Origin of the sequence: Pseudoalteromonas holothuriae (genome assembly GCF_945859825.1) — a bacterium.
Lineage (GTDB): Bacteria > Pseudomonadota > Gammaproteobacteria > Enterobacterales > Alteromonadaceae > Pseudoalteromonas > Pseudoalteromonas holothuriae.
Map to the genome: position 1 here is coordinate 305,554 of NZ_CAMAPC010000001.1, position 23,574 is coordinate 329,127.

The 23,574-nt window shown below is 40.4% G+C and carries 22 protein-coding genes; 17 read left to right on the forward strand and 5 right to left on the reverse strand.

Annotated elements, in window-relative coordinates; genetic code table 11:
- Positions 1-211 precede the first annotated feature (211 nt).
- The 10 genes from ndk (at position 212) to OCI93_RS01420 (ending at position 11,277) form a co-directional block, all read left to right on the forward strand.
- A complete protein-coding gene (ndk, locus tag OCI93_RS01375) occupies positions 212-643 on the forward strand; it encodes a nucleoside-diphosphate kinase (protein ID WP_010364190.1) in 432 nt (143 codons plus the stop codon).
- Between the two features lie 196 nt (positions 644-839).
- Complete coding sequence (gene rlmN, locus OCI93_RS01380; protein WP_261591592.1) at positions 840-1,976, forward strand: dual-specificity RNA methyltransferase RlmN; 1,137 nt, start codon at positions 840-842, stop codon at positions 1,974-1,976.
- A 127-nt stretch (positions 1,977-2,103) separates the two neighbouring features.
- Positions 2,104-3,642, forward strand: a complete 1,539-nt coding sequence (pilW, locus tag OCI93_RS01385; protein ID WP_261625601.1) for a type IV pilus biogenesis/stability protein PilW — start codon at positions 2,104-2,106, stop codon at positions 3,640-3,642.
- Positions 3,639-4,574: a RodZ domain-containing protein gene (locus tag OCI93_RS01390; RefSeq protein WP_261625602.1), complete on the forward strand. Its 936-nt coding sequence runs from the start codon at positions 3,639-3,641 to the stop codon at positions 4,572-4,574. Before pilW ends, OCI93_RS01390 begins: the two co-directional genes overlap by 4 nt.
- A gap of 6 nt (positions 4,575-4,580) precedes the next feature.
- Positions 4,581-5,699, forward strand: coding sequence for a flavodoxin-dependent (E)-4-hydroxy-3-methylbut-2-enyl-diphosphate synthase (ispG, locus tag OCI93_RS01395; protein ID WP_261625603.1), 1,119 nt, complete (start codon positions 4,581-4,583; stop codon positions 5,697-5,699).
- 167 nt (positions 5,700-5,866) lie between these two features.
- A complete protein-coding gene (gene hisS / locus OCI93_RS01400; protein WP_261625604.1) occupies positions 5,867-7,144 on the forward strand; it encodes a histidine--tRNA ligase in 1,278 nt (425 codons plus the stop codon).
- Between the two features lie 9 nt (positions 7,145-7,153).
- On the forward strand, positions 7,154-7,774 hold the full coding sequence (locus OCI93_RS01405) for a YfgM family protein (RefSeq protein ID WP_261625605.1): 621 nt from the start codon (positions 7,154-7,156) through the stop codon (positions 7,772-7,774).
- Between the two features lie 8 nt (positions 7,775-7,782).
- Positions 7,783-8,958 (forward strand): outer membrane protein assembly factor BamB, encoded by a 1,176-nt coding sequence (bamB, locus tag OCI93_RS01410; protein WP_261591599.1) that lies wholly within the window; start codon positions 7,783-7,785, stop codon positions 8,956-8,958.
- Positions 8,959-9,030: 72 nt separating this feature from the next.
- Positions 9,031-10,506 carry a ribosome biogenesis GTPase Der gene (der, locus tag OCI93_RS01415; RefSeq protein WP_261591600.1) on the forward strand — a complete coding sequence of 492 codons (1,476 nt, stop codon included), beginning with the start codon at positions 9,031-9,033 and terminating at the stop codon, positions 10,504-10,506.
- A gap of 381 nt (positions 10,507-10,887) precedes the next feature.
- Positions 10,888-11,277, forward strand: coding sequence for a VOC family protein (locus OCI93_RS01420; protein ID WP_261591854.1), 390 nt, complete (start codon positions 10,888-10,890; stop codon positions 11,275-11,277).
- Here the strand turns inward: OCI93_RS01420 and OCI93_RS01425 are convergent.
- The 4 genes from OCI93_RS01425 to OCI93_RS01440 form a co-directional block, all read right to left on the reverse strand.
- Positions 11,254-11,604, reverse strand: a complete 351-nt coding sequence (locus tag OCI93_RS01425) for a DUF2750 domain-containing protein (RefSeq protein WP_261591601.1) — start codon at positions 11,602-11,604, stop codon at positions 11,254-11,256. The two genes, OCI93_RS01420 and OCI93_RS01425, sit on opposite strands and share 24 nt — an antisense overlap.
- Before the next feature lie 26 nt (positions 11,605-11,630).
- Positions 11,631-12,209: a glutathione S-transferase family protein gene (locus OCI93_RS01430; protein WP_261625606.1), complete on the reverse strand. Its 579-nt coding sequence runs from the start codon at positions 12,207-12,209 to the stop codon at positions 11,631-11,633.
- A gap of 62 nt (positions 12,210-12,271) precedes the next feature.
- Positions 12,272-12,553: a peptidylprolyl isomerase gene (locus OCI93_RS01435; protein ID WP_261591603.1), complete on the reverse strand. Its 282-nt coding sequence runs from the start codon at positions 12,551-12,553 to the stop codon at positions 12,272-12,274.
- 87 nt (positions 12,554-12,640) lie between these two features.
- Positions 12,641-13,183, reverse strand: coding sequence for a glutathione peroxidase (locus tag OCI93_RS01440; protein WP_261591604.1), 543 nt, complete (start codon positions 13,181-13,183; stop codon positions 12,641-12,643).
- Between the two features lie 73 nt (positions 13,184-13,256).
- Between OCI93_RS01440 and OCI93_RS01445 the strand changes: the two genes are divergently transcribed.
- The 3 genes from OCI93_RS01445 to OCI93_RS01455 all read left to right on the forward strand — a co-directional run bounded on the left by OCI93_RS01445 (position 13,257) and on the right by OCI93_RS01455 (position 16,978).
- A complete protein-coding gene (locus OCI93_RS01445; protein WP_261591605.1) occupies positions 13,257-13,748 on the forward strand; it encodes a GNAT family N-acetyltransferase in 492 nt (163 codons plus the stop codon).
- A gap of 68 nt (positions 13,749-13,816) precedes the next feature.
- The gene (locus OCI93_RS01450) at positions 13,817-15,763 is read left to right on the forward strand and encodes a sensor histidine kinase (protein ID WP_261591606.1); all 1,947 of its coding nucleotides are present in this window, start codon (positions 13,817-13,819) and stop codon (positions 15,761-15,763) included.
- 75 nt (positions 15,764-15,838) lie between these two features.
- The gene (locus tag OCI93_RS01455; RefSeq protein ID WP_261591607.1) at positions 15,839-16,978 is read left to right on the forward strand and encodes a response regulator; all 1,140 of its coding nucleotides are present in this window, start codon (positions 15,839-15,841) and stop codon (positions 16,976-16,978) included.
- Between the two features lie 325 nt (positions 16,979-17,303).
- Here OCI93_RS01455 and queG read toward each other — a convergent pair whose 3' ends face one another.
- Positions 17,304-18,437, reverse strand: a complete 1,134-nt coding sequence (queG, locus tag OCI93_RS01460; RefSeq protein WP_261591608.1) for a tRNA epoxyqueuosine(34) reductase QueG — start codon at positions 18,435-18,437, stop codon at positions 17,304-17,306.
- 3 nt (positions 18,438-18,440) lie between these two features.
- On the opposite strand from queG, the gene OCI93_RS01465 reads away from it, so the two are divergent.
- From OCI93_RS01465 to mutL, 4 genes are read left to right on the forward strand one after another with little or no spacing between them, the layout of a single operon-like run.
- Complete coding sequence (locus OCI93_RS01465; protein ID WP_261625607.1) at positions 18,441-19,934, forward strand: NAD(P)H-hydrate dehydratase; 1,494 nt, start codon at positions 18,441-18,443, stop codon at positions 19,932-19,934.
- A 2-nt stretch (positions 19,935-19,936) separates the two neighbouring features.
- Entirely contained in the window at positions 19,937-20,407 is a 471-nt protein-coding gene (tsaE, locus tag OCI93_RS01470; RefSeq protein ID WP_261591610.1) for a tRNA (adenosine(37)-N6)-threonylcarbamoyltransferase complex ATPase subunit type 1 TsaE, read from the forward strand.
- Between the two features lie 40 nt (positions 20,408-20,447).
- Positions 20,448-21,737 carry an N-acetylmuramoyl-L-alanine amidase gene (locus OCI93_RS01475; RefSeq protein ID WP_261625677.1) on the forward strand — a complete coding sequence of 430 codons (1,290 nt, stop codon included), beginning with the start codon at positions 20,448-20,450 and terminating at the stop codon, positions 21,735-21,737.
- Between the two features lie 6 nt (positions 21,738-21,743).
- The gene (mutL, locus tag OCI93_RS01480) at positions 21,744-23,573 is read left to right on the forward strand and encodes a DNA mismatch repair endonuclease MutL (RefSeq protein WP_261625608.1); all 1,830 of its coding nucleotides are present in this window, start codon (positions 21,744-21,746) and stop codon (positions 23,571-23,573) included.
- Position 23,574: the final 1 nt, after the last annotated feature.

A 23,574-nucleotide genomic window follows, 5' to 3' on the forward strand; every position in this document is an offset into this window, starting at 1 on the left:
GGTCAAAATTGACTCAAAATCTAAAAACGGCGCAGTATAAGTAAAATGCTAAATAGCGGTTTTGATGTAGATCATAAATTGTTTTGCTAGAGATCATCTTCGCTGGCGTATAAACCTTGCAACTTAACAAGCAAATGTAGTAGGTTTTTGCAGCTAAAACGCGTATAATTCGCGCCCGTCAATAATCACAAACTATTTTGGAGCAAAGAAGATGGCTTTAGAGCGTACTTTTTCAATTATCAAGCCTGATGCGGTAGCTAAAAACCACATTGGTGCAATCTATAACCGTTTCGAATCAGCTGGTCTTAAGATCGTTGCTTCTAAGATGGTTCACCTTTCTCAAGAGAAAGCAGAAGGCTTCTACGCTGAACACAAAGAGCGTCCATTCTTTGGTGCTTTAGTGTCTTTCATGACTTCAGGTCCTGTAATGGTTCAGGTACTTGAAGGTGAGAACGCAGTACTTAAAAACCGTGAAATCATGGGGGCAACTAACCCTGCAGAAGCACTAGCTGGTACTTTACGTGCTGACTATGCAGACAGCATTGATGAAAACGCGGTACACGGTTCAGATGCACCTGAATCAGCTGCGCGCGAAATTGCTTACTTCTTCGCAGAAGAAGAGCTTTGCCCACGTACTCGTTAATTTTGAGTTTGTGTGCATGAAAGAAGGGCTTTTGGGCCCTTTTTTCATCCCTGTTGTGTTTTGCTAAAGGTTTAGTGAGTAGCATTTTGAGCATTTAGCAAAACACAAGCGTTAAGATTGTTATATCTGCGTGTTTTTTGTACAATGCGCGGCTAGCTTACTATTGTTATACCGTCACTTGAATTGAGGTTGTTTCATGGCCAGTACTGAAAAAAAGATTAATTTACTTGATTTAAACCGAGAAGGAATGCGTGAGTTATTTGCTTCTTACGGTGAGAAGCCGTTCCGTGCTGATCAAGTGATGAAATGGATCTATCATTTTGGTATCGACGATTTTGAGCAAATGAGTAACGTTAATAAAAAGCTCAAAGCTAAGTTAGCGGCGGAATGTGAAATTGTAGCGCCTGAGATTTCAGTGAAGCAGGTTGCCAGCGATGGCACCATAAAGTACGCATTATTACTTGATGGTGGACAAGAAGTTGAGACTGTTTGGATCCCAGAAAAAGACCGTGCAACATTATGTGTGTCGTCACAAGTAGGTTGTGCGTTGGAGTGTACTTTTTGCTCAACAGCACAGCAAGGCTTTAACCGTAATTTAAAAGTGTCTGAGATCATTGGTCAGGTTTGGCGTGTTGCCAAAGACATTGGCCTACACGATGGTGATAGCACTAAGCGCCCAGTAACTAATGTTGTTATGATGGGTATGGGTGAGCCACTTTTAAATCTCAATAATGTTGTCCCTGCGATGGAACTGATGATGGATGATTGGGCATTTGGTTTGTCTAAACGCCGTGTGACGTTGAGTACCTCAGGTGTAGTACCCGCGCTTGATATCTTGAAAGAAAAAATTGATGTTGCCTTAGCTATCTCTTTGCATGCGCCAAATAATGACTTGCGTGATGTACTTGTACCAATTAACAAAAAGTACCCAATTGAAGAATTCTTGGCAGCATGTCGTCGTTATATCGATGGCTCAAAAGCGAACAAAGATGTCACCATAGAGTATGTCATGTTGCAAGGTGTGAACGACAGCACTGATCAAGCGCATGAATTGGTAAAAGTGTTAAAAGGCACGCCATCTAAGATTAACCTTATTCCATTTAACCCGTTTCCTGGTAACGAATATGGCCGTTCTAGCAACAGTCGTATAGACAGGTTCTCAAAAGTGCTGCAAGCGGCAGGTTTAACCTGTATTGTGCGCCGTACACGTGGAGACGATATTGATGCGGCATGTGGCCAGTTAGTAGGCGATGTTGTGGATAGAACAAAGCGTCTGGCTAAAAAGCAGCAACGTGACGATAATGCCATTGCAGTGCAGGTCAACCCAAGCTAATGCTGGGTTAGTGCTGTAATAACATAGCAGATTGCACTTTAAATCCGTTCTTATAGTAAAAAATAGATGAATCATAAGGACTTTTAGGTAGTATAAGGACTCAATGTTATTACATAAAGGGTTGTGCATGCGTGCTTGTTTTATTTCTCTTGTCGCTGTGAGTTTTTTAGCTGGGTGTGTGACTGAGACAAGCTCTGTTACCCGCAATAAACCAAATGTCAGAAATGAAGTTAATAATCAAGAAGCGGCAAAAACTCGTATTACATTGGCATTGCAATATTTAAGAGCAGGCAATAATAGTCAAGCCAAGTATAATTTAGAAAAAGCATTACAATTAGCACCTGAGTTACCTCAAGGTCATTACTCCTTAGCCTATTATTATGAGTTGGTAGGCGAAGAGGAGCGAGCAGAAAAAGCTTATCAAAAAGCATTGCATCTTAACCCACATGATCCAAATACGTTAAATAATTACGGCACATTTTTGTGCCGAATTGGCAAATATAAAGTTGCGAGTGAGCAGTTCTTTAAGGCCATAGACGTACCGAGTTACTTAGGTGTATCTCGCAGTTACGAAAACTTAGCGTTATGCGAAATTAAACAAGATAACTTCTCTACAGCTGAAGATTATTTAAATAGCGCCATCGCACATGATGGTCGTAGCCAGTCAGCTTTGATTGGCTTAGCAGCCTTGTTTTACGCCAAAAGTGACTTGCACCAAGCTAAAGGTGTATTAGCAAATTATTCAGATAAAGGGTTTATTTCGCCGCGCAGTATGCAGTTACAATATTTAGTACATGTTAGTATGGGGCATTTACAAAAGGCGCAAGAAATTGCAGACCTATTAATTCAAACTTACCCTGAGTCGTCCCAAGCAAGAGCTTTGTTGAATGAAAACACAAAAAACAGCGAGTTTGTTCGGTTAAAAGAGCAGTATCGTATTGCTCAACTAAAAAAAATAACGCAGAAATCACCATCGCGTGTGTCACATCAACCAAAGATAAAAATTAAGCGTAAAATAGTAAATGATTTAGGTGCGCAGAGTGTGCCCAGTAGTAGCCAGTCTTTACGTAGTAATAAGGCTAAGTTCACTGCGCATTCAGGCAATGAAACTACTATAGCGAGCGAACAGGTTGAAGAGACTGCTTCGCAAACAACAAAGCAAGTCAATGAGGTATCGACGTCAAGCGCTCTTACGAGCAATAATACAACAACAGGTGTTGTTCGTTTTTATGAACCTAATCCAAATGATGTGCGATTTGAACCTAACTCAGGAACTGTTGTGAAAACACACGATGTTTCTAAAATGAATACGCACAGCATGCGGTTGATAAATGAAAAAATACGTGCCCCTGAAGTGCCGTTTCATATAATGGGAATGGGTGAGAATATATTTAGTTTATCAGTGAAATATGATATCAAGCTGGTTGATTTACTGCGTTGGAATAATTTAAGCGAATCAGATAAAGTGGTGGCTGGTCAAAATATTTATCTTAATAACCCCTCCATCATCCATGCCATAAAAGCGGGTGATACTTTGTTCAAAATAGCGACTCAACATGGATTGCTGATCGATGATTTAATGCGATGGAATGATTTAACACCGGATGTGGCCTTAAAAGAAGGTCATGGATTATTGATAGTGGACCCTGATAGTTACGTTTTATGAAACAAGAAAACATCGAAATGGAAGAACAAAAGCCTACTATAGGGCAATCGCTTCATACAGCTAGAGTCTCAGCTGGATTAAGTGTTGAAGATGTGGCGCAGCGTTTGAAGTTAACAACAGTGCAAATATCTAAGTTAGAACAAGATGAATATCAAGACTTAGGGCCAGTGACTTTTACTCGTGGTTATATCAAAAGTTATAGTAGTTTACTTGGTTTAGATGCGCATCATTTGCTTGATCTGATGGATGCGCCCAAAGCGCCAGAAGCAACTAAAAAAATGCAAAGTTTTTCTCGTCGTACAGAAAAAGAAGCCAGTGATAATCGTTTAATGGTTTTTAGCTATTTAATTTTAGCGCTGGTACTTGGCTCTTCAGGCATTTGGTATTGGCAAACCAGCGATGAACCAATAGATACTAAGGGACAAACAGCTCCTGAAGCAACAGTATCTGAATCAGTTGAGCAGCAAACTGTAATTGAGAAAAATATCGAAACAGTCAAAGAAAACCCTGATGCAGTTGCGCAAAGTTCTGTTATTAACACCATAAATATATTAGATAAAGATAATACAGAGGTAAGTCTTCAAACAACACTTTTGGATGACTCCCCTGTTATTGAGCAAGTGGATGTGCAGCCAAAAGTAGAGAACTTAACCCCTCAGTCAATAGCAAATAAAAAAGATGCATCTTTAAGTATTATTATTATGCGTTTTAGTGATGATAGCTGGGTTGAGATTTTTGATGCAACCGAACAGCGAGTTGCATTTGGGGTAAAAAAAGCCGGTTATACCATGACAGTACAGGGAAAAGCACCTTTTTCAGTGGTGTTGGGTAAACATCAAGTTGTTGATGTAGAACTGGATGGTCAATTGGTTGACTTATCCGCTCTTCCTCGCAATCGTTTAGCAAAATTTAAATTACCGTTAGCAGAGTAACCTTCTATGTTTTCAGAATCTCCAATAAAGCGCAGAAAATCTACCCGCATTAATGTAGGGCATGTTCCTATCGGAGATGGGGCACCGATTGCAGTGCAATCAATGACAAATACAAATACGCTTGATATCGATGCTACAGTTGCGCAAATTCGTGCAATTGCAGAGGCTGGTGCGGACATTGTGCGAGTATCTGTACCAACAATGGATGCGGCTGAAGCATTCAAAAGCATTAAAGAGCAAGTAGATGTCCCACTGGTTACAGATATTCATTTTGATTATCGTATTGCGTTAAAAGTAGCACAATATGGTGCAGACTGCTTGCGTATCAATCCTGGTAATATTGGTTCTGAAGATAGAATTAGGGCGGTGGTTGATGCAGCATCTGAGCGTAACATTCCTATTCGAATTGGTGTCAACGGTGGCTCTTTGGAGCGTGACTTACAAGAAAAATATGGAGAACCAACACCAGAGGCATTGCTTGAGTCAGCAATGCGGCATGTTGAAATATTACAGCGCCTTAATTTTGAACAATTTAAAGTGTCAGTTAAGGCTTCTGACGTGTTTTTAGCGGTGGGGGCTTATCGTTTATTGGCAAAAGAAATTGATCAACCCCTGCATTTAGGGATCACTGAAGCGGGTGGTTTTAGATCGGGTTCAGTAAAGTCTGCTGTCGGATTAGGTATGCTGCTGGCTGAAGGGATTGGCGATACATTACGAGTTTCATTGGCTGCAGACCCTGTACAAGAAATCAAGGTAGGTTTTGATATCTTAAAGTCGCTACGTATTCGTTCTCGCGGTATTAACTTTATCGCCTGCCCGAGTTGCTCACGTCAAGAGTTTGATGTAGTTAATACGATGAACCAGCTTGAAGAGCGACTTGAAGACATCATCACACCTATCTCAGTATCTGTCATTGGCTGCGTTGTTAATGGCCCTGGAGAGGCACTTATCAGTGATATAGGCCTTGCAGGTGCAAATCGTCGTTCGGGTTTATATATCAACGGTGAACGTCAAAAGTTGCGCATTGATAACGATAATATTGTTGAGCAACTAGAGTCACAGGTACGAGAGTTTGTTGCCAAAAAAGAACAGCAACCAGAAATAGAGATTAAGATTGTTGAGTAAGTTCAAAGGCATTATTCAAGTAATATTTTTATGTTAGCAATGGGTCAGTCTTCGCCGTAGGTCGCATTTTCAGTCGGTTTGGGTATAATGAGCGATTCATTTTTTACGCAAGTCAGGTACTTTGCGGCGATCGCATTGATAAAAAACAGATTTATTTAGGAATTTCAGTGGCAAAACAAATTCAAGCAGTTCGTGGTATGAACGACTGCCTACCTGGTACAACGCAAGTGTGGCAGAAAGTAGAAGATATATTGCGCAAAACGGTGGCGTCTTATGGCTATCAAGAGATCCGTTTTCCTATTGTTGAGTCTACTGATTTATTTAAACGCTCTATCGGTGAAGTAACCGACATCGTTGAAAAAGAAATGTACACTTTTGAAGACCGCAGTGGTGATAGTCTCACTTTACGTCCTGAAGGTACGGCTGTATGCGTACGAGCCGGTAATCAAAATGGCTTATTGTATAACCAAGAGCAACGCTTTTGGTATATGGGGCCAATGTTTCGACATGAGCGTCCACAAAAAGGTCGTTACCGTCAGTTTCATCAGTTTGGTGTAGAAACATTTGGTATAGCCAGTGCTGATATCGATGCTGAAATCATTCTACTAACGGCACGTTTATGGGAAACGTTTGGTATTAGTCAGTATGTGCGTTTAGAGATAAATTCTTTGGGCTCGAATGAAGCTCGAGCACAATATCGAGATGCCTTAGTCGCATTCTTAGAGTCGCATATCGAGCAGTTAGATGAAGATAGTAAGCGTCGTATGCACTCTAACCCACTGCGTGTTCTAGATAGTAAAAACCCTGATGTGCAAGCGGTTTTAGAGCAAGCGCCAAAACTTTCTGAGCACTTGGATGATGAATCTCAAGCACATTTTAAAAATTTATGTGAACGTTTAGATGCAGCCGGCGTCGAATACCAAGTTAATGACAGCTTGGTTCGCGGCTTGGATTATTATAATCGTACTGTTTTTGAATGGGTTACGGATAGTTTAGGTGCACAAGGCACGGTGTGTGCTGGTGGTCGTTATGACGGTTTGGTAGAGCAACTGGGTGGTAAAGCAACCCCTGGAGTTGGTTTTGCTATGGGTCTTGAACGATTGGTATTAATGTTACAAGAACTTGAATGTGTTGGAGATATACGTCGCAATGCTGACGTTTATGTTGCCACAATGGGTGATGAAGCGAGTATTCAAGCCCCTGTTATCGCTGAACAGTTACGCAATGAAGTATCAGGCTTGCGTGTTATGGTGCACGCTGGTGGTGGTAATTTTAAAAAGCAATTAAAACGCGCAGATAAAAGTGATGCTGTCGTTGCGTTGATCTTCGGTGAAGAAGAATTAGCGCAAGGCACAGTTACCGTTAAATATCTGCGAGAACAAAAAGAACAAGTAACAGTGTCGTTTGATGAGGTGAAAATCCTTTTACAAGCACTGACAGTATAAGAGGTTATAATGGAAATTTACTCAACAGAAGAACAGCAGGCTGAAGCCATAAAGCGATTTTTTCGTGAAAATGGCGTGTCTTTAGCGTTGGGCATTGTAATTGGTTTGGGTGGTTTATATGGCTGGAAAGCCTATAACCAAAGCCAAATCGATAGTGCAGAAGCCGCATCAAATGCATACAGTCAATTTGTCGAAAGTGATGACGTATTGGCTTCAAGCGAAAGCTTTGTTAAAGAAAATAGTGATTCAAACTACGCTATATTAGCGGCATTTGTTGCAGCCAAAGAAGCGACTGAAAAGCAACAGCTTGATGTGGCAGCACAAAAACTACAGTGGGCTGCAGATAACGTAGCGAGCATGGAATTGAAGGCGACCGCGTTAACCCGTTTAGCACGCGTACAATTGGCGCAGCAGCAATTTGATCAAGCACTCGCAACATTAAATCAGTCAATGCCACAGAGTTTTGAAGCACAAGTTGCTGAAATAAAAGGCGATATATTTTTAGAACAGGGAGATAAAGCGCAGGCTAAAAGCCAGTATCAAGCCGCTTTGGATGCTTCGACAGAAGGTGCGAATACGTTACTTAAAATTAAGTTAGACGACTTAGCAACCGTACAGCCTGCAGCATAGGAGCTACCATGAATAAGCTCAGTATGGCCACCTTGGCGCTGTGTATGGCGTCGTTGTTAGGATGTTCATCTAGTGATGATGAAGAAGAGTTAGTATTGCCAGAGGTCAATAACCAATTTGAAACACAAATCGTTTGGCAAGAAAGTGTAGGTAGCGGTGTAGAGCATTATTTCTCACGTTTAACACCGACTGTGTATAAAAATACGGTTTTTGCTGCAGAGCGTTATGGTTTGGTAAAAGCACTTAACCTAGAATCAGGCGCAACACTATGGCAAACAGATGTACGTGAAGCCCCTGCATTTTGGCCATGGGAAGATAACGACAGTGCTAAGCTCTCTGGTGGTATTTTACAAGCCTACGGTAACATTTATATAGGTTCAGAGCATGGTGAAGTCATTGCTATTAATCGAGAGTCTGGCGAAATCCTTTGGCGTAAAGCAGTTCCTGGTGAAGCGCTTTCATCACCGGCAGCGGGAGATGGTCTTGTTTATGTCAACTTAGGCTCAGGTAAACTGCTAGCATTACATCCAGATACAGGTGAAGAGCGTTGGCGTCATGATCAAGAAGTACCTGCTTTAACATTGCGAGGGCTGAGCTCACCGACTGCGGCAAATGGTGGTGTATTATTTGGTGAAGAAAGCGGTAAGTTATCTGTATTGATTGCTGAAAACGGTTATAGCGCTTGGAGCGCTGATGTAGCAATCGCAAAAGGTTCATCTGAGTTTGAGCGTTTGGTAGATGTTGATACCAAGCCGGTTGTTAGTGGCGCAACAGCTTATGCAATAGGCTATAATGGAAATTTAGCGGCTGTAGATGTGCGCAGTGGTAATGTACTGTGGAAGCGAGAATACAGTAGTTATCGAGACTTGAGCTTAGATTTAAATGTTCTTTATTTGGTAGATAGTAACGGCGTTATCTATGCGTTAGATAAAGATTCAGGTATTGAGCGTTGGAGTCAACCAGCTCTACGTGGTTGGTATTTAACCGCACCGACTGTAGCAGGCAATTATCTTGCTGTAGGCGATCAAGAAGGCAACTTGCATTGGTTAGATAAGCAAACAGGCCAGTTGGTTGCTCGAGAGTCATTTGATAGCTCTGGTTTTTTTGTTGAACCTGTTGTTGCTGATGACAAGCTAATTGTATACACCCGTGATGGTGAAGTTAGCGCAATTAAAATTCCGTAACACTTAATGTTAGTTAAGTATGTTAAGGCTTCGCTTTGCGAAGCCTTTTGTTGTTTATTAAAGAGGTAGTCTATGCTTCCGGTGATCGCTCTTGTTGGGCGACCTAATGTGGGTAAATCCACACTGTTTAACCGCTTAACGCGTACAAGAGATGCTTTAGTAGCTGATTTTCCAGGGCTTACGCGTGATCGTAAATACGGCCAAGCTAATTATGATGGCTACGAGTTTATCGTGGTCGATACTGGTGGTATTGATGGTTCAGAAGAGGGCATTGAAACAGAAATGGCCGAGCAATCGCTATTAGCGATTGAAGAAGCTGATATTGTGCTTTTTTTGGTCGATGCACGAGCTGGCATGAATGCAGCAGATCAAGCTATCGCGCAACACTTACGTAAACAACAAAAGAAGTGTTTCCTAGTTGCGAATAAAACAGACGGTATTGATGCAGATTCAAGTTGTGCTGAATTTTACCAGTTAGCACTTGGTCAGGTTTATCATATTGCAGCGGCTCATGGGAGAGGTGTAACTCAGCTATTGGATGTTACATTACAGCCTGTTATTGCTGAACTTGCAGCGCAAGATGAAGAGTTACAGCAAGATGACGCGCAGTTAGCTGAATTGTATCTTGAAGGCGACGAAGGAGTTGACGAAGATGGTAAATCGCCTTTTGAAGATAAGCCGATAAAACTCGCTATCATTGGCCGGCCAAATGTAGGTAAGTCTACGCTGACAAACCGTATTCTTGGTGAAGACAGAGTTATTGTTTATGATATGCCAGGTACCACGCGAGATTCTATTTATATCCCGATGACACGCAATGACCGTGAATATGTACTTATCGATACAGCTGGGGTACGTAAACGTAAAAAAGTAAGTGATGTGGTTGAAAAGTTTTCGGTGATCAAAACTTTGAAAGCTATTGAAGATGCAAACGTTGTATTGTTAGTCGTTGATGCAAGAGACGGGATATCAGACCAAGATTTAAGCTTATTGGGTTTTGCGTTAAACTCTGGTCGCTCATTAGTTATAGCTGTAAACAAGTGGGATGGGTTGGACGATTATGTAAAAGAGCGTATTAAGACGGAGCTAGATCGTCGCCTTGGTTTTATAGACTTTGCCCGTTTACATTTTATCTCTGCGTTACATGGTACTGGTGTTGGTCATTTGTTTGAGTCAGTGAATGAAGCTTATGAATCAGCAACTAAGCGTATTAGCACGGCCATGTTACGTCGTATTATGGATATGGCGCAAGCTGATCACCAGCCGCCGCTTGTGCGTGGACGCCGTGTAAAACTAAAATATGCTCACGCAGGTGGCTATAACCCGCCAAGAATTGTGATCCATGGTAACCAAGTACACGATCTACCCGACAGTTATAAACGTTACCTAATGAATTACTATCGAAAAGCTCTTAACATCATGGGTACACCAATTAAAATTGAATTCCGTGAAGGGGATAACCCCTACTCTGGACGTACTAATAAGATGACGCTATCACAAAAGCGTAAACTTAGAGCATTCACTAAAGAAAATCGAAACAAGTCTTAATAATAAAAGCCTAAATAATTTTTCGGCTATAGTAAGTAAAGGTTCACGTGATCCGTAGATTCTCAGAGTCTACGGATTTTTTGTTTATGACTCGGTTTAGCGCATTTTTTTTGCTTTGATACCAATAGCATTAAATAAATGGCTTCGTGACGAGGCAAAAATTTCGGTATGTCGTTTTTTTATATGAGTCATTTAGCTCGCTAGAATGATCAATGTTTTAATAAAATTGTTATAATAAAATCTACATTGATTGTGTTTTACCCACTTTTGAATTTATGCTTAGTAAAAGAGGCTCTGAGATGAACTAGATTTTAATCTAGGTAGCTAAATAGCATCATCTTAAGTATTACTTTGGGTTAATTATTTTTTAAGTGGTTCATGATGCGCTATGCTAAAACTGTGATTTACGTTGATAACGTAGAAGAAGTACTAGATTTTTATTACCAAGCATTTGGTCTTAGTACGCAAGCTTTGACTGAGGCTGGGGACTATGGTGAGTTAGATACTGGTGAAGTTGTGTTAGGTTTTGCAAGTCATCCACTGGCACAAGCTCAGTTTAAGCAAAGCTATATAAGAGCACAACCAAAGCAACCAGCACTAGGATTTGAGCTTACATTGTGTTGTTATAATGTGAGTGAAAGTTATGATAGGGCAGTAATCGCAGGAGCGGAACCCTTAATGCCACCCAGTGGTAAAGGGGAGAGCGCGCAAGCATATGTGCGCGCAATTGAGGGAACCTTAATAGCCTTAGTCTACGAGCGCGCGAGCTAAGCCGACAGGTTCAATCTCCACACAAACATTTTCATCATTCCAATTTAGGCCAAAAAGCGCTTGATCTTCATTCAAGTCTTCAACCCACTCATCTAAAAATTCATCAAGTGAAATTTCAACAGGTGTGTAATCTTGCCACTCATCTTTACATTGTGCTTGTGCTTTTTGTTCGCTATCCCATATTAATAGCACGTCAGTTTCTTCAAATTGATTAGACTCACATACTACGATACCACCATCTTGTGCGCCGAGCGCCCAAACTTGTTGATTTGAACGTACTTGCTCTACAAAGGTGATTAATTCCGATTCTATTTCAATGTCGCTCATTGTCTGTACCTTTTTTAATATGACAATTATATTCTAGGATCTGAACTTGTACTGCCCGGTAAGTTAGCGTGTGCTTCACAAAACTGCACTAGCGCCGCAAACGAACTTAAGTCGGTCAATGATCTAAATACAATCCAATCTAGCAGGCAGTATAAACTGATCTTTAAGTAGTCGCAGTTTAAAAAGTCACTTTTCACGCATTGTTCATTTAAATCAGATAATACGGCTTCTACTCTTTCTCTTTGTAGATTAAAAAATAGCTGATCTGCTTGTGTATCAAAGCCCGAACGCTCGCATATCAGTAGCTCGACCAAAGAGTCATTACAGGCGTTTATGTTGGTAAGTTGATTTTCTTGCCAACAACTCATATGAGTTAACTGAAACTGACTTATTAAGTAGCGATATATGGCACCAGAATCACATATGGTATTTGTGTTATCAATTAAAAATGGAATTTTTCGAGCGGGATTGTGGGCGATCAATGTGGCTCTGTCTTGCTCATTGAAAATGTCTATGTGTTGATAATTAATCGGTAAGTTATGAAGTGCTGCAAACATTCTGATGCGCCGTGCGAAAGGCGAAGTATTCGAGCCATATAGCTGCATAATGATTCCTTTTTACTATAAAAAAGGCCGCAAAAAGCGGCCTTAAGAACTTTAAAGCTAATTTACTCTGAGCGACTTGTTACTTCAAGTAAATGAAACCCAAACTGTGTCTGAACCGGCCCTTGCACTTCATTAATTGGCGCTGAAAAAACAACTTTATCGAATTCTGGTACCATCATACCTGGTCCAAATTCACCTAATGCACCACCATCTTGACCAGAAGGGCAGCTTGAGTATTGTTTTGCGAGCTCTGCGAAATCTTCACCTTCAGCAATGCGCGACTTTAAATCTGAGCACTCTGCTTCGCTTTCAACTAAAATGTGCCTTGCACTTGCAACTGTCATATGCTCTCCATAATTATTAATTCGCTTATGTTTGTTTTTTGCTCAGACTTTATTCTAATACAAAAATTCTAAAAACTCACTATTTGCCTAGAGGGCTTTTTCAATAGCACTGGTTAATTCTTTTGAGAGCGGTTTAGTTCGACTGTTGAAGCGTGTGATGCTTTTTCGATCTGCTGAAACTAAGTATTTATAAAAGTTCCATTTAGGAGAGCTTGTTTGAGCATTTAAATGCTTAAAAATAGGGTTTGCATCGTCACCACGTACAGCAGAGGTTGCAAGCATATTGAAGGTTACCCCATAATTTATAAAGCATACTTTTGCCGTATCCTTTTCATCATTCTCTTCTTGAAAAAAGTCATCTGAAGGAAATCCCAATATCACTAAGCCTTTATCTTTATAGGTCTGGTGCAGTTTTTCTAAGCCTTCAAATTGACCGGTAAAACCACAATTGCTTGCAGTATTTACAATTAATAAGGGTTTATCTTTAAACTCACATATATTTATTGTTTGTTCTGAGCGTAATTTGCGCAGTTCAACGTTGGTGAAGTCATCACACTGCTTAGCATATGTGGCACTTGTCATTAAAACGCTACTGAGCAGCGTAACTTGTAGTATTAATTTTTTTAGCATCTGCTTTCCCTCTAAGATAATAATCTTTTATGATACGGCATTACACTTTAGTGCGATCAGATATTTATACACGATGACAATAAGAATAGCTAAAATTGAAGACCTGCAAAGTATCACAGACATATATAATGAAACGATTGCAAGCAGAATGGTGACTGCAGATACTGAAATGGTAAGCGCAAAGCAGCGTTTAGAGTGGTTTAATAGCCACTATGATAATCGGCCACTATTTGTTTATGAGCAAGCAGGAGCGGTTCTTGCCTGGCTGAGTTTTAAATCTTTTTATGGTCGTCCTGCTTACTCTCAAACCTGTGAGATAAGTATATATATTGCAACGCAAGCCAGAGGTAAAGGGTTGGGTAATGTACTGATGGATTTTGCTCAATCCCATGCCAAACTTATTGATGTCTCGGCTTTACTTGGATTTATTTTTAGCCATAACACGCCTAGCCTAAGTTTGTTTAAACGCCATGGTTTTAAGTCATGGGGTGAGTTACCCGACATTGCAAAGATGGATAACAGTCGTTATAGCTTGACTATAATGGGCAAGCACCTAGATGAATGATGCCTGACAATTAAGAAGAAAAAATCGTCTACACTTGAGACAAGTTAAGGAAGAAGCGGTGTAGGCAAATGAAGAACAAGGTTTTGATTGTCGATAGCAATAGTGTACTAGCTATGCGCTTAAAAGTGTTATTCGAATTACTGGGGGGGGAGGTTGAACATATTCACTATCGTATGCTCTCTCAAGTGGAGGATTTAGAGCATTATGATGCAATTGCGATTGCCAATGGAATCCCTACTACTTTTCTAGACTTACTATTAAAGTTACGAAATCATGAAAAGCTCATTTTACTTGCCCCGAAACCTGATCATGCACAGCAACTTGCCTTATTTAGTCAGTTTAATAAGGCTTTGCCGAACGGTATTGTGGTTTACCCTTTTTTTTCAAATAAAGAAATTACTAACTTATTAGAGCGGGTGTTTGAAATCGGTTCTGAAAGTCGATTAGTTTTACCAACGGTTTTACTGATTGATCACTCATTGGTACGTTTGGCTGAATTAGCGAATAGCCTCTCTGGTGCGCAGCTAAACGTGTATACCGCAGCAACAAGTTATGAGGGTATTGCACAGGCGGAGCATCAATCGATTGACTTACTCATTGCAGCCTACGAACCAGATGATAAAAGTGCGCTTGAGCTATTTGAACAATTAAAAGTATTGAATCACAGTACTCGGTGTTTACTTTACACTGAAAAAGCTGACCAAATTGATATGCTAGAAGCAATTCGTGTTGGTGTTGATGATATCTTGATAAGCCCCTTTGAAGATGGTGACTTACTTAAGGCACTACATAAGCTTTGGCAAACAGAGTTGTTACAACGACACAATCAAGAGCTTGTAGAGCGGTTGCAAGATACAGTTGATGCGCTGATTGAAAGAGATAGTTTGTTACGTGTTATTTATAAACACACGCCAGACTCTATTGTCTTATTTAATCGAGATGGCAGTATTATAGAGGGCAATGACGCTTGTAAAGAGCTATTTGGTTGTACGCAAGAGCAAATGCAATTGAGTTCAATATTTGAACTTTTTGATGAAGAGTCGGTTGATAATTTAAAACAGAAAATGAAAGGGCTTAAAGGTCGACGTAACTTTGACTGTGAATTATTACTTACCCGCAATGAAATAGAAATTCCATTAATGGGCACTTTCAATGAAATCGATCACCATGGCGAGCTGGCTTTTTCAGTAATATTAAAAAACGTTGCACATTTGAAGAAAAAGCAGCAAGTACTAGAAGAAGCTAAAGAAGTATTAGAGGCTGAGGTTCAAGCACGAACCGCGCAACTACAAAAAGCGAAAGAGGCCGCTGAGGCTGCTAATATAAGTAAGTCAGAGTTTCTTGCCAATATGTCTCATGAATTACGCACCCCAATGCATTCAATATTAAGTTTTGCACGGTTTGGTTTAGATAAATTAAATGCCGATGCGATACCAGTAGATAAGCTGAAAAAGTATTTATCACGCATTGAAACTAGCGGTGAACGCCTATTATTATTGCTAAATAATCTGCTAGATTTATCTAAGCTTGATGCCGGACGATTTCCATTTAAACCTAATAACCATGATTTGTGTCACATTGTAAAAACATCAATAGATGATGTCTCAGGTTCAGCCCTTGCAAAGCATATAAAATTTAAGTTTATGGCTAATAATGAGCGATTTTTTGTTTATTGTGATCAGGAGCAAATTAATCAAGTGATCCGTAACTTATTGGGTAATGCCATTAAGTTTAGCCCCAAAGGGGGGGATGTATTGATTGAATTAACCATGCAACAAGACAAAGTCATTATTGAAATTTGCGATCAAGGTGTTGGTATTCCTGATAATGAACTTAGCCAAATTTTTTCTAAATTTGTGCAAAGCAGTACCACTAATAGCGGTGCTGGTGGCACAGGTTTAGGGTTGGCTATTTGTAAAGAGTTTGTGCTGTTACACAAAGGATGTATCTATGCCACGAATAATGAGGGGCCAGGTGTCACGATGCATATTGAATTGCCAATGAACAAAAAGTAAAACGTTTGCATTCGCATAAAGCTAAAACCAGAGCTATAAATACTAAAGGCAATAAACGATACAAGGAGTTTATATATGGCATTGCAACGTGTTTTAGCTGTGGATGATGAACCATTTAATCTTGAAATTATAGAAGAAATTCTTGAGGATTTAGATTTTGAACTTAGAACCGCAGCCAGTGGACCTGAGTGTTTAGATATGCTTGAGGAGTTTAACCCTCAAGTTATTTTATTAGATGTAAGTATGCCGAAAATGAACGGCTACGAGGTATGCCGCGCGATAAAATCTAATCCTGATACAAGTCACATTGTGGTTATGTTTGTTTCCGCAAGAGGGTCGGTTGAGGAACGGATGGAGGGATATTCTGTGGGGGCTGAAGACTATATCGTTAAGCCTTTTGGCCAAGGAGAATTAACCGCAAAATTGCTTAAACTTGGGCATATGTTATTAGAGAAAGATATTTTAGAGCAACAAGTTGAAGATGCGACAACCACTGCATTTAGCGCAATGGCAACGAGCAGTGAAATGGGACAAATTGTTAATTACATCGAAAATATTGCTAATATTGATGATGTTACTACGCTTGCAAAGGCGTTGATAAATTGCATGTCTAATTTTGGTTTAAGTTGTAACATCGAGTTTAGAATAAATGATGAGCAGTTTCATCACGCCACATCAGGAATGTGTTCCCCCATTGTGCTTGAGTTATTCGAAATTTTAAAATCAAAAGGGCGATTACATGAGTTTACCAGCCGTATTTTAGTGAATTTCGACTATATTAGTGTATTGGTGCTTAATATGCCTGAAGGTGATAGCGAAAAGCATGGTCGAATTCGGGATCATATTTGCTTTATTGTTAGTGTCACTGAGCAACAACTACTCGCAATTTTAACCCGCAATGAGCTATGTCAACAGCAACAAAACCTTAACGGTGCCATTGCGATGATTAGCAGTAAATTCAAAGGGCTTATGTTACTACTGGATAATAATCGCAAACAAAATGAGGCCGTATTTAAAGGGTTACAAGAACAGTTTGAGCAGCGTATTCCGACCATGGGGCTGGACGAAGATCAGGAGTTGTTTATCTATAATAAGGTAGATAATGCGATTCAAAAGTCGGTTGCCAGAGAAGAAGCGCTTATTCAAGTAAGGGCCGCGTTTTCAGAAATTGAGTCTGATTTAACCGCATTAAGTAACAAGGTTGATGAGAAGTAATAAGGTGTAGTAAAGGGTATTTGAGGCAGCTGTCTTAGTGATACCTGAAACTAGGGGTTGTTGATTTTGCTGTGTGTTTTTACAGCAGTCATTCGGGTATTTTCCCAAGGCAGAACCTGTATCCACAGTTATTCTATGTAAGCTAGGTGATAATGTAGAAAAAATGCCCGAATGGCGCTGTCCAAAGGCTCCAATTAAAGGGTTCCACTATTTTGTCATTCGTAACTGACATAACTATTATGCTGTATTGCTTATTTCGCGTAATGAAAGCCTTTGATTTGAAAAAATTCATACCTCAAAGAACAACAGCCCTTAAGCTTTTTTACTAAGCATCTCTAGGTAGGCCTTTTTCGATGATTCGAATGAGGCGGGCTGCCTTTCTATGTGCTTGTGGTTGTTTAGAATGCTGTTGTTGCAGAGCCCATAAAATATGCTCTTTAACAAGTTCAGATGAATTTGGTAGACTTGCGTTCAATGCGTTCACTATTTGCTCACTATATGGTGCATTTCCTAAGCCAACAGCGAGATTTCGAAGCCATCTTTGGTGACCAATTCGGCGTATTGGGCTGCCTTCTGTTGCGGTTAAGAATGTTTTCTCATCCCAGTTAAAAAGCTCGATGAGCGTTTTATCTTTAAGCTGAGTGCGTGGAGAAAAATCCGCCTCTTTAGTGAGCTGTCCAAAGCGATTCCAAGGGCATACAAGTTGACAATCATCGCACCCATATATGCGATTGCCAATAAGTGAACGATATTGCTCTGGTATCGCACCTTGCAATTCAATTGTTAAATACGAGATGCACTTGCGCGCATCAACTACGTAAGGCTCAACAATTGCCCCTGTAGGACAAAGTGTTATGCAGGCATTACATTTACCACATCCTTCAAACTTGTCAGGCTGATCAATAGGTAATGGAATATCAACAAACAGCTCTCCTAAGAAAAACCAAGACCCAGCTTGTTTTTGGATCAGTAAAGAGTTTTTACCTCGCCAGCCAAGACCTGCTTTTTCTGCAAGTTGCCTCTCTAGTACGGGGGCTGAGTCTACAAACGGACGAAAGCCAAGCTCTTTACTATGCTCGGCGATTTTCTGCCCTAGTTGCTTGAGACGACTTCTCATTACTTTATGGTAATCACGCCCTAGCGCATAGCGGCTAATATAGGCTATTTCTTTATTTTTTAAAGCGTGTGCAAAGCTGGCATCGGCGGGTAAATAATTCATTCTAACGCTAATTACACGTTGCGTACCAGGGACCAATTCCGCTGGTCGCGCTCTTTTCATGCCATGCGAAGCCATGTAAGACATGTCACCGTGATAGTCGTTATCTAACCAACGTTGTAATTGAGCTTCATGTTTAGATAAGTCGATGTCGGTGATACCTATACTGGCAAATCCGAGCTCTTTACCCCATTGCTTAATTTTTGTTGTCAGTTCAATATAATTAATACTATTTGTTGTCACGGAATGTTTATCTTGGAAGCTAAATACACCACTAATTTACCACAGGTTGCTTATAGTGCCCAACAAGTACAGCAATATGAAGCACAAGCGGCACAAAACAGCGGTACTCAACTCTCTCATCTTATGCAGCGTGCAGGAGAGGCATTATTTTCATGGTTTGAATATGACCAAGTCAGTGCTCAACATGTACTCTTGCTAGTTGGCAAAGGAAACAATGCTGGAGATGCATATGTGTTAGCTAAATTATTACATCAGTCAGGACGTAACGTATGTGTATTTAGTCTATATGACCCTGCATTACTAAGCGGGGATGCTAAAGATGCATACCATGAAGCATGTAAGCATAGTATTACGGTTGTAATGGAACGTCCAAAGATAAGTGATTTTTGTGTCATTGTTGATGGTGTTTTCGGCACAGGTTTTAGAGGCGATTTATCAAATGACATACAAGCCTTATTTAAAGAGTGTGCAAACACCCGTGCTAAATGCCTGAGTATAGATGTGCCAAGTGGTATTAATGGGACGACTGGTATAGTTGCAAAGGGGGCCTTTTGTGCCGATGTGACGATCACTTTCATTGCATTAAAGCAAGGATTACTAACTGGCACAGCTAAAGGGTTCTGTGGGCAATTACTTTATGCATCTTTGGCTGTCGAAGATGCATTTTATCAACTTACTCCTCCAAGCGCCGTTTATATGGATCATACAGCCCTGTTTGTAGAGTTAGAAAAGCGTCCTTTAGATAGTTATAAAAATACGTGTGGGCATGTACTTTTAGTGGGGGGCAATAAGGGAATGGCAGGTGCCATACGTTTGGCATCAGAAGCTGCACTTCGAAGCGGGGCAGGATTAGTGACGGTGGCGACACACCCTGACAATGTTGCAAGCGTTTTGCAAGGGCGGTATGAGTTGATGGTGCATGGCATTCAAAATGCTTCAGAGTTATCCATACTGATGTCAAAAGCAGATATTATGGTAATTGGTCCTGGCCTTGGGCAGGATGAGTGGGCTCAGGCGATATTTACAAGTAGTTTAGGGTTTGCAAAACCCGTGGTGTGTGATGCTGATGGCTTAAATTTATTGGCTAAAACTAAATTACGTTTTGACAATGCAATATTAACCCCTCATTTTGCAGAGGCAAAGAGGCTGGCCTGTGATTTTGAGACTATTGATGTGTTTAATCGTTTTGAATTAGCTTCACATTTAGCTAAAACCTACAAAGCTACATTGGTACTTAAAGGGCCGGGAACACTGACTGTGAGTGAAGAATGTATAAATATCAACCGTTCAGGATGTGCTGCGATGGCAAGCGCTGGGATGGGGGATGTTTTATCTGGTATAATTGGCGCTTTGCTTGCTCAAGGCATGAAGCCGTTTGCTGCAACTAGTTTAGCTGTGTATATTCATGGCTTAGCTGCGCAAATTGCAGCAAAGGAGGGGGAAAGAGGATTGCTTGCTAGCGATTTGTTTGTGCATATTCGACGTTTATTGGGGTAACCATGAGTAATACTTTTAGTCAGCATTTGGCCGATGAGGCACAAACGGTGGCTATGGGCACACGCCTGTGTAAATATATTAAAGAAGGTGCAGTGTTGTTTTTACATGGCGACTTAGGTGCTGGTAAAACAACGTTATCGCGCGGTATAGTTCAAGGTATGGGGCACACTGGTAAAGTAAAAAGCCCAACATACACTTTAGTTGAACCCTATGATCTTGATGATGTCTCAATATATCATTTTGATTTATATCGATTGGGAGATCCTGAAGAACTTGAGTATATGGGTATTAGAGACTATTTCAGCACCAATGCTATTTGTATTATTGAATGGCCAGAAAAAGGGCATGGGTTTATTCCGAACTCAGATTTAGATGTTGATATGGCATATGATGGTCAACAACGAATAATTACTTTGTCTGCAAACAGTGAGCGCGGACAAATAATCATAAATCAATTAGGACAAGATGCGTAGTACAGGGTATGTGTTAACTTTATTATTTAGCATTATTTTTATGGTGCTTAGCTTTGCTGTGCAGGCAAAAAATGATATTCAAGGCGTGCGAGTTTGGCCTTCTCCAGATAGCACACGGGTGGTGTTTGATTTATCGGATAAGCCAGATTTCAGCTATTTTATGCTGAAAAACCCGCTTCGCCTTGTTGTTGATTTTAACAATACAAATAAAGCCAAAAGCCTTCCTGCTATTCCTGTTGAACACCGTTTAATTAAAAAGCTGCGATACTCCAAGGCTAAAAACCAAAACGCCACGCGTATGGTATTTGAGCTTACCAGTAGTGTAAAACCTGTTATTTTTGCATTAGCACCCACAGCACCTAAAAAAGATCGGCTTGTTATTGATTTATATGCGAAAAAAACAAGCTTATATAGTAATGAGAAGAACACCAGTAAAAAACGCGATAGATTGGTTGATAGAGATATTATTATTGCTATTGATGCAGGGCATGGCGGGGAAGACCCCGGCTCTATTGGGCCCTCTGGCACATATGAAAAAAATGTTACTCTACCAATTGCCAAACGTTTAGCACGTTTAATAGATAAACAGCAAGGCATGAAAGCGCGCTTAACTCGTACCGGTGATTACTACTTAAAGCTTCATACTCGCTCTAATAAAGCACGCGAGAAAAGAGCTGATTTTTTTGTCTCTATTCATGCTGATGCATTTTCCAGCCCAGGCCCTAGTGGGTCATCAGTGTGGGTGTTGTCTTTGCGAAGAGCTAACTCAGAAATAGGTAAGTGGTTAGAAGATAAAGAAAAACACTCACAACTTTTAGGTGGTGCTGCAGAGTTAATTAAAGATACTGCAAACGAAAAGTATTTGGCAAAAGCTTTATTAGATATGTCAATGGATCACTCGATGAAAACGGCATTACAAGTTGCTGATGAAGTCGTCAGTGAACTAAAAAAAGTAACTAAACTCCATAAGAAGCGCCCACAATCTGCAAACTTTGGTGTTCTTAAATCACCAGATATACCATCAATTTTGGTTGAAACAGGATTTATCTCGAACCCTAAAGAAGAACGTTTATTGAAATCGGGCAATCACCAAGAAAAGCTTGCTCGTGCAATTTTTAAATCGATTAAAAACTACTATAAGCGCAACCCCCCTGATGATTCTTTGTTTGCAAGGCTAAAAGAGCCCGCAGAACACGTTGTTAAAAGTGGTGAGTCGTTAAGTGTATTGGCAAATAGATATGGCATATCAATCGCCGCGCTTAAAAGAGCCAACAAACTTACCAAAGATACGTTGTTTATAGGTCAAGTTCTGACAATTCCAAAGGCATAATTGGTTATGAGTATTGAGATTTTACCCGCACGGCTCGCTAACCAAATTGCCGCTGGTGAAGTAGTTGAACGTCCCGCTTCGGTTGTTAAAGAGTTGGTAGAAAATAGTATTGATGCAGGCGCAACTCGAATTCACATTGATATTGAACGTGGTGGCCATAAACTTATTCGTATTCGTGATGATGGTAAAGGTATAATCAAAGATGAGTTGACTTTAGCACTATCTCGTCATGCTACGAGTAAATTAAAAAGTTTAGATGATTTAGAGTGTATCGCGTCATTGGGTTTTCGTGGTGAGGCACTCGCGTCGATTAGTTCTGTGTCACGGTTAACGCTTAGTTCAAAACCTGCTGAGCAGGAAACGGCTTGGCAAGCGTTTGCTGAAGGGCGTGATATGGCTGTTCAAGTACAACCTACCGCGCATCCAGATGGCACAACCATCGAAGTTAAGGATCTATTTTTTAATACCCCAGCTCGGCGTAAGTTCTTACGTACCGAGAAAACTGAATTTAGTCATATAGATGAGCTGGTCAAACGAATTGCGTTGAGTCGTTTTGATGTGGCAATTACATTAACGCATAATCAAAAAGTGATACGCCAGTATCGTGCTAGTAGTAAAGAGCAGGGCGTAAAACGTGTGGCGCAAGTAGCTGGCAAAGTATTTGAACAGCAAGCTACATATATAGAGTCTGGTGCTGAAGGCTTGATGTTGTATGCTTGGGTATTACCTGTTGGGTGCTCAAGCAGCGCTCAGTATACCTATGTAAATGGCCGAATGATGCGCGATAAGTTAATTTTGCACGCTATTCGTCAAGCCTTTGAAGAGGTAATAGGCGAGCAAGATGTACCAGGTTTTGTGGTGTATTTAGAAATAGACCCAAGACAAGTCGATGTTAACGTTCACCCAGCAAAGCATGAAGTTCGTTTTCACCAAGCGCGCTTGGTGCATGATTTTATTGTACAAGCAATTAAACAAACGGTGACATCCCAAACAGATGACTTAGTAATGCAACAAAATGAGTCACAAATATCAGACGTTGAGCATCAAACATATCGAAGTGAATTACAGCCTGTCAGGACGTCGCAACCTTCTGAGCTTGTTAACGTTGCATCTTCCCAAGCCTTGAGCCACTCAGCGGATAAAGAACTAAAGGGGCGAGTTGGGACAGGTGCATCATCAAGAAGCAAAAATGAACCTACACAGCGCCAATATAATGTTAATCAACTTTATCAAGGGCTAAGTCATTCGCAAGCGAGTGAGTTTGATATTCCATTAACACAACTAATCGAACATCAGCAACCTATTCAACAAACTAAGCTACTGGTTATTGAAGGTGGTGTTGCACTTTTATCGAAACAGCAACAGCTTTTGGTTTCTCATTGTAAATATGCCTTGCAAATTTATTGGACAAGTCAGCTAGAGCAGGATGCCAGTTTACCCAGTAAAGCTTTGCTATTACCTGTTCGAGTGAATTTAGAAAAAGATGAACTTGCACATCTATTGCTACAAGAGTCCTGGTTAACCTTGCTTGGCTTTGATATACAATTGTTTGAGCGCTATATTATGGTAAAAAAACTACCAATTAGTTTGTATAGTATTGATGTAGGGGTTTTTATTTCTGAAGTTCTGAATGCTTGTAAAAACGATTTACAGCACATGGAACAGTGGCTTGAATGGTTAGTCGCTCAGACTCCTAAGCGTTATTATTTGAGTGAGCATTTTGCTAAGGCTCAACAATATATAGAAAAAAGTCAAAAATGTTTGGCGCGTATTCAGGAAAAAGCAGTTAAAATACAGAGCAAGACGTTTTTACAATTACTACCACAAGAGTTTTAGA

Coding starts and splice junctions, on each gene's coding strand:
- ndk (WP_010364190.1), top strand. CDS start 212: ATGGCTTTAGAGCGTACTTTTTCAATTATCAAGCCTGATGCGGTAGCT.
- rlmN (WP_261591592.1), top strand. CDS start 840: ATGGCCAGTACTGAAAAAAAGATTAATTTACTTGATTTAAACCGAGAA.
- pilW (WP_261625601.1), top strand. CDS start 2,104: ATGCGTGCTTGTTTTATTTCTCTTGTCGCTGTGAGTTTTTTAGCTGGG.
- OCI93_RS01390 (WP_261625602.1), top strand. CDS start 3,639: ATGAAACAAGAAAACATCGAAATGGAAGAACAAAAGCCTACTATAGGG.
- ispG (WP_261625603.1), top strand. CDS start 4,581: ATGTTTTCAGAATCTCCAATAAAGCGCAGAAAATCTACCCGCATTAAT.
- OCI93_RS01405 (WP_261625605.1), top strand. CDS start 7,154: ATGGAAATTTACTCAACAGAAGAACAGCAGGCTGAAGCCATAAAGCGA.
- bamB (WP_261591599.1), top strand. CDS start 7,783: ATGAATAAGCTCAGTATGGCCACCTTGGCGCTGTGTATGGCGTCGTTG.
- der (WP_261591600.1), top strand. CDS start 9,031: ATGCTTCCGGTGATCGCTCTTGTTGGGCGACCTAATGTGGGTAAATCC.
- OCI93_RS01420 (WP_261591854.1), top strand. CDS start 10,888: ATGCGCTATGCTAAAACTGTGATTTACGTTGATAACGTAGAAGAAGTA.
- OCI93_RS01425 (WP_261591601.1), bottom strand. CDS start 11,604: ATGAGCGACATTGAAATAGAATCGGAATTAATCACCTTTGTAGAGCAA.
- OCI93_RS01430 (WP_261625606.1), bottom strand. CDS start 12,209: ATGCAGCTATATGGCTCGAATACTTCGCCTTTCGCACGGCGCATCAGA.
- OCI93_RS01435 (WP_261591603.1), bottom strand. CDS start 12,553: ATGACAGTTGCAAGTGCAAGGCACATTTTAGTTGAAAGCGAAGCAGAG.
- OCI93_RS01440 (WP_261591604.1), bottom strand. CDS start 13,183: ATGCTAAAAAAATTAATACTACAAGTTACGCTGCTCAGTAGCGTTTTA.
- OCI93_RS01445 (WP_261591605.1), top strand. CDS start 13,257: ATGACAATAAGAATAGCTAAAATTGAAGACCTGCAAAGTATCACAGAC.
- OCI93_RS01450 (WP_261591606.1), top strand. CDS start 13,817: ATGAAGAACAAGGTTTTGATTGTCGATAGCAATAGTGTACTAGCTATG.
- OCI93_RS01455 (WP_261591607.1), top strand. CDS start 15,839: ATGGCATTGCAACGTGTTTTAGCTGTGGATGATGAACCATTTAATCTT.
- OCI93_RS01465 (WP_261625607.1), top strand. CDS start 18,441: ATGTTTATCTTGGAAGCTAAATACACCACTAATTTACCACAGGTTGCT.
- tsaE (WP_261591610.1), top strand. CDS start 19,937: ATGAGTAATACTTTTAGTCAGCATTTGGCCGATGAGGCACAAACGGTG.
- OCI93_RS01475 (WP_261625677.1), top strand. CDS start 20,448: ATGGTGCTTAGCTTTGCTGTGCAGGCAAAAAATGATATTCAAGGCGTG.
- mutL (WP_261625608.1), top strand. CDS start 21,744: ATGAGTATTGAGATTTTACCCGCACGGCTCGCTAACCAAATTGCCGCT.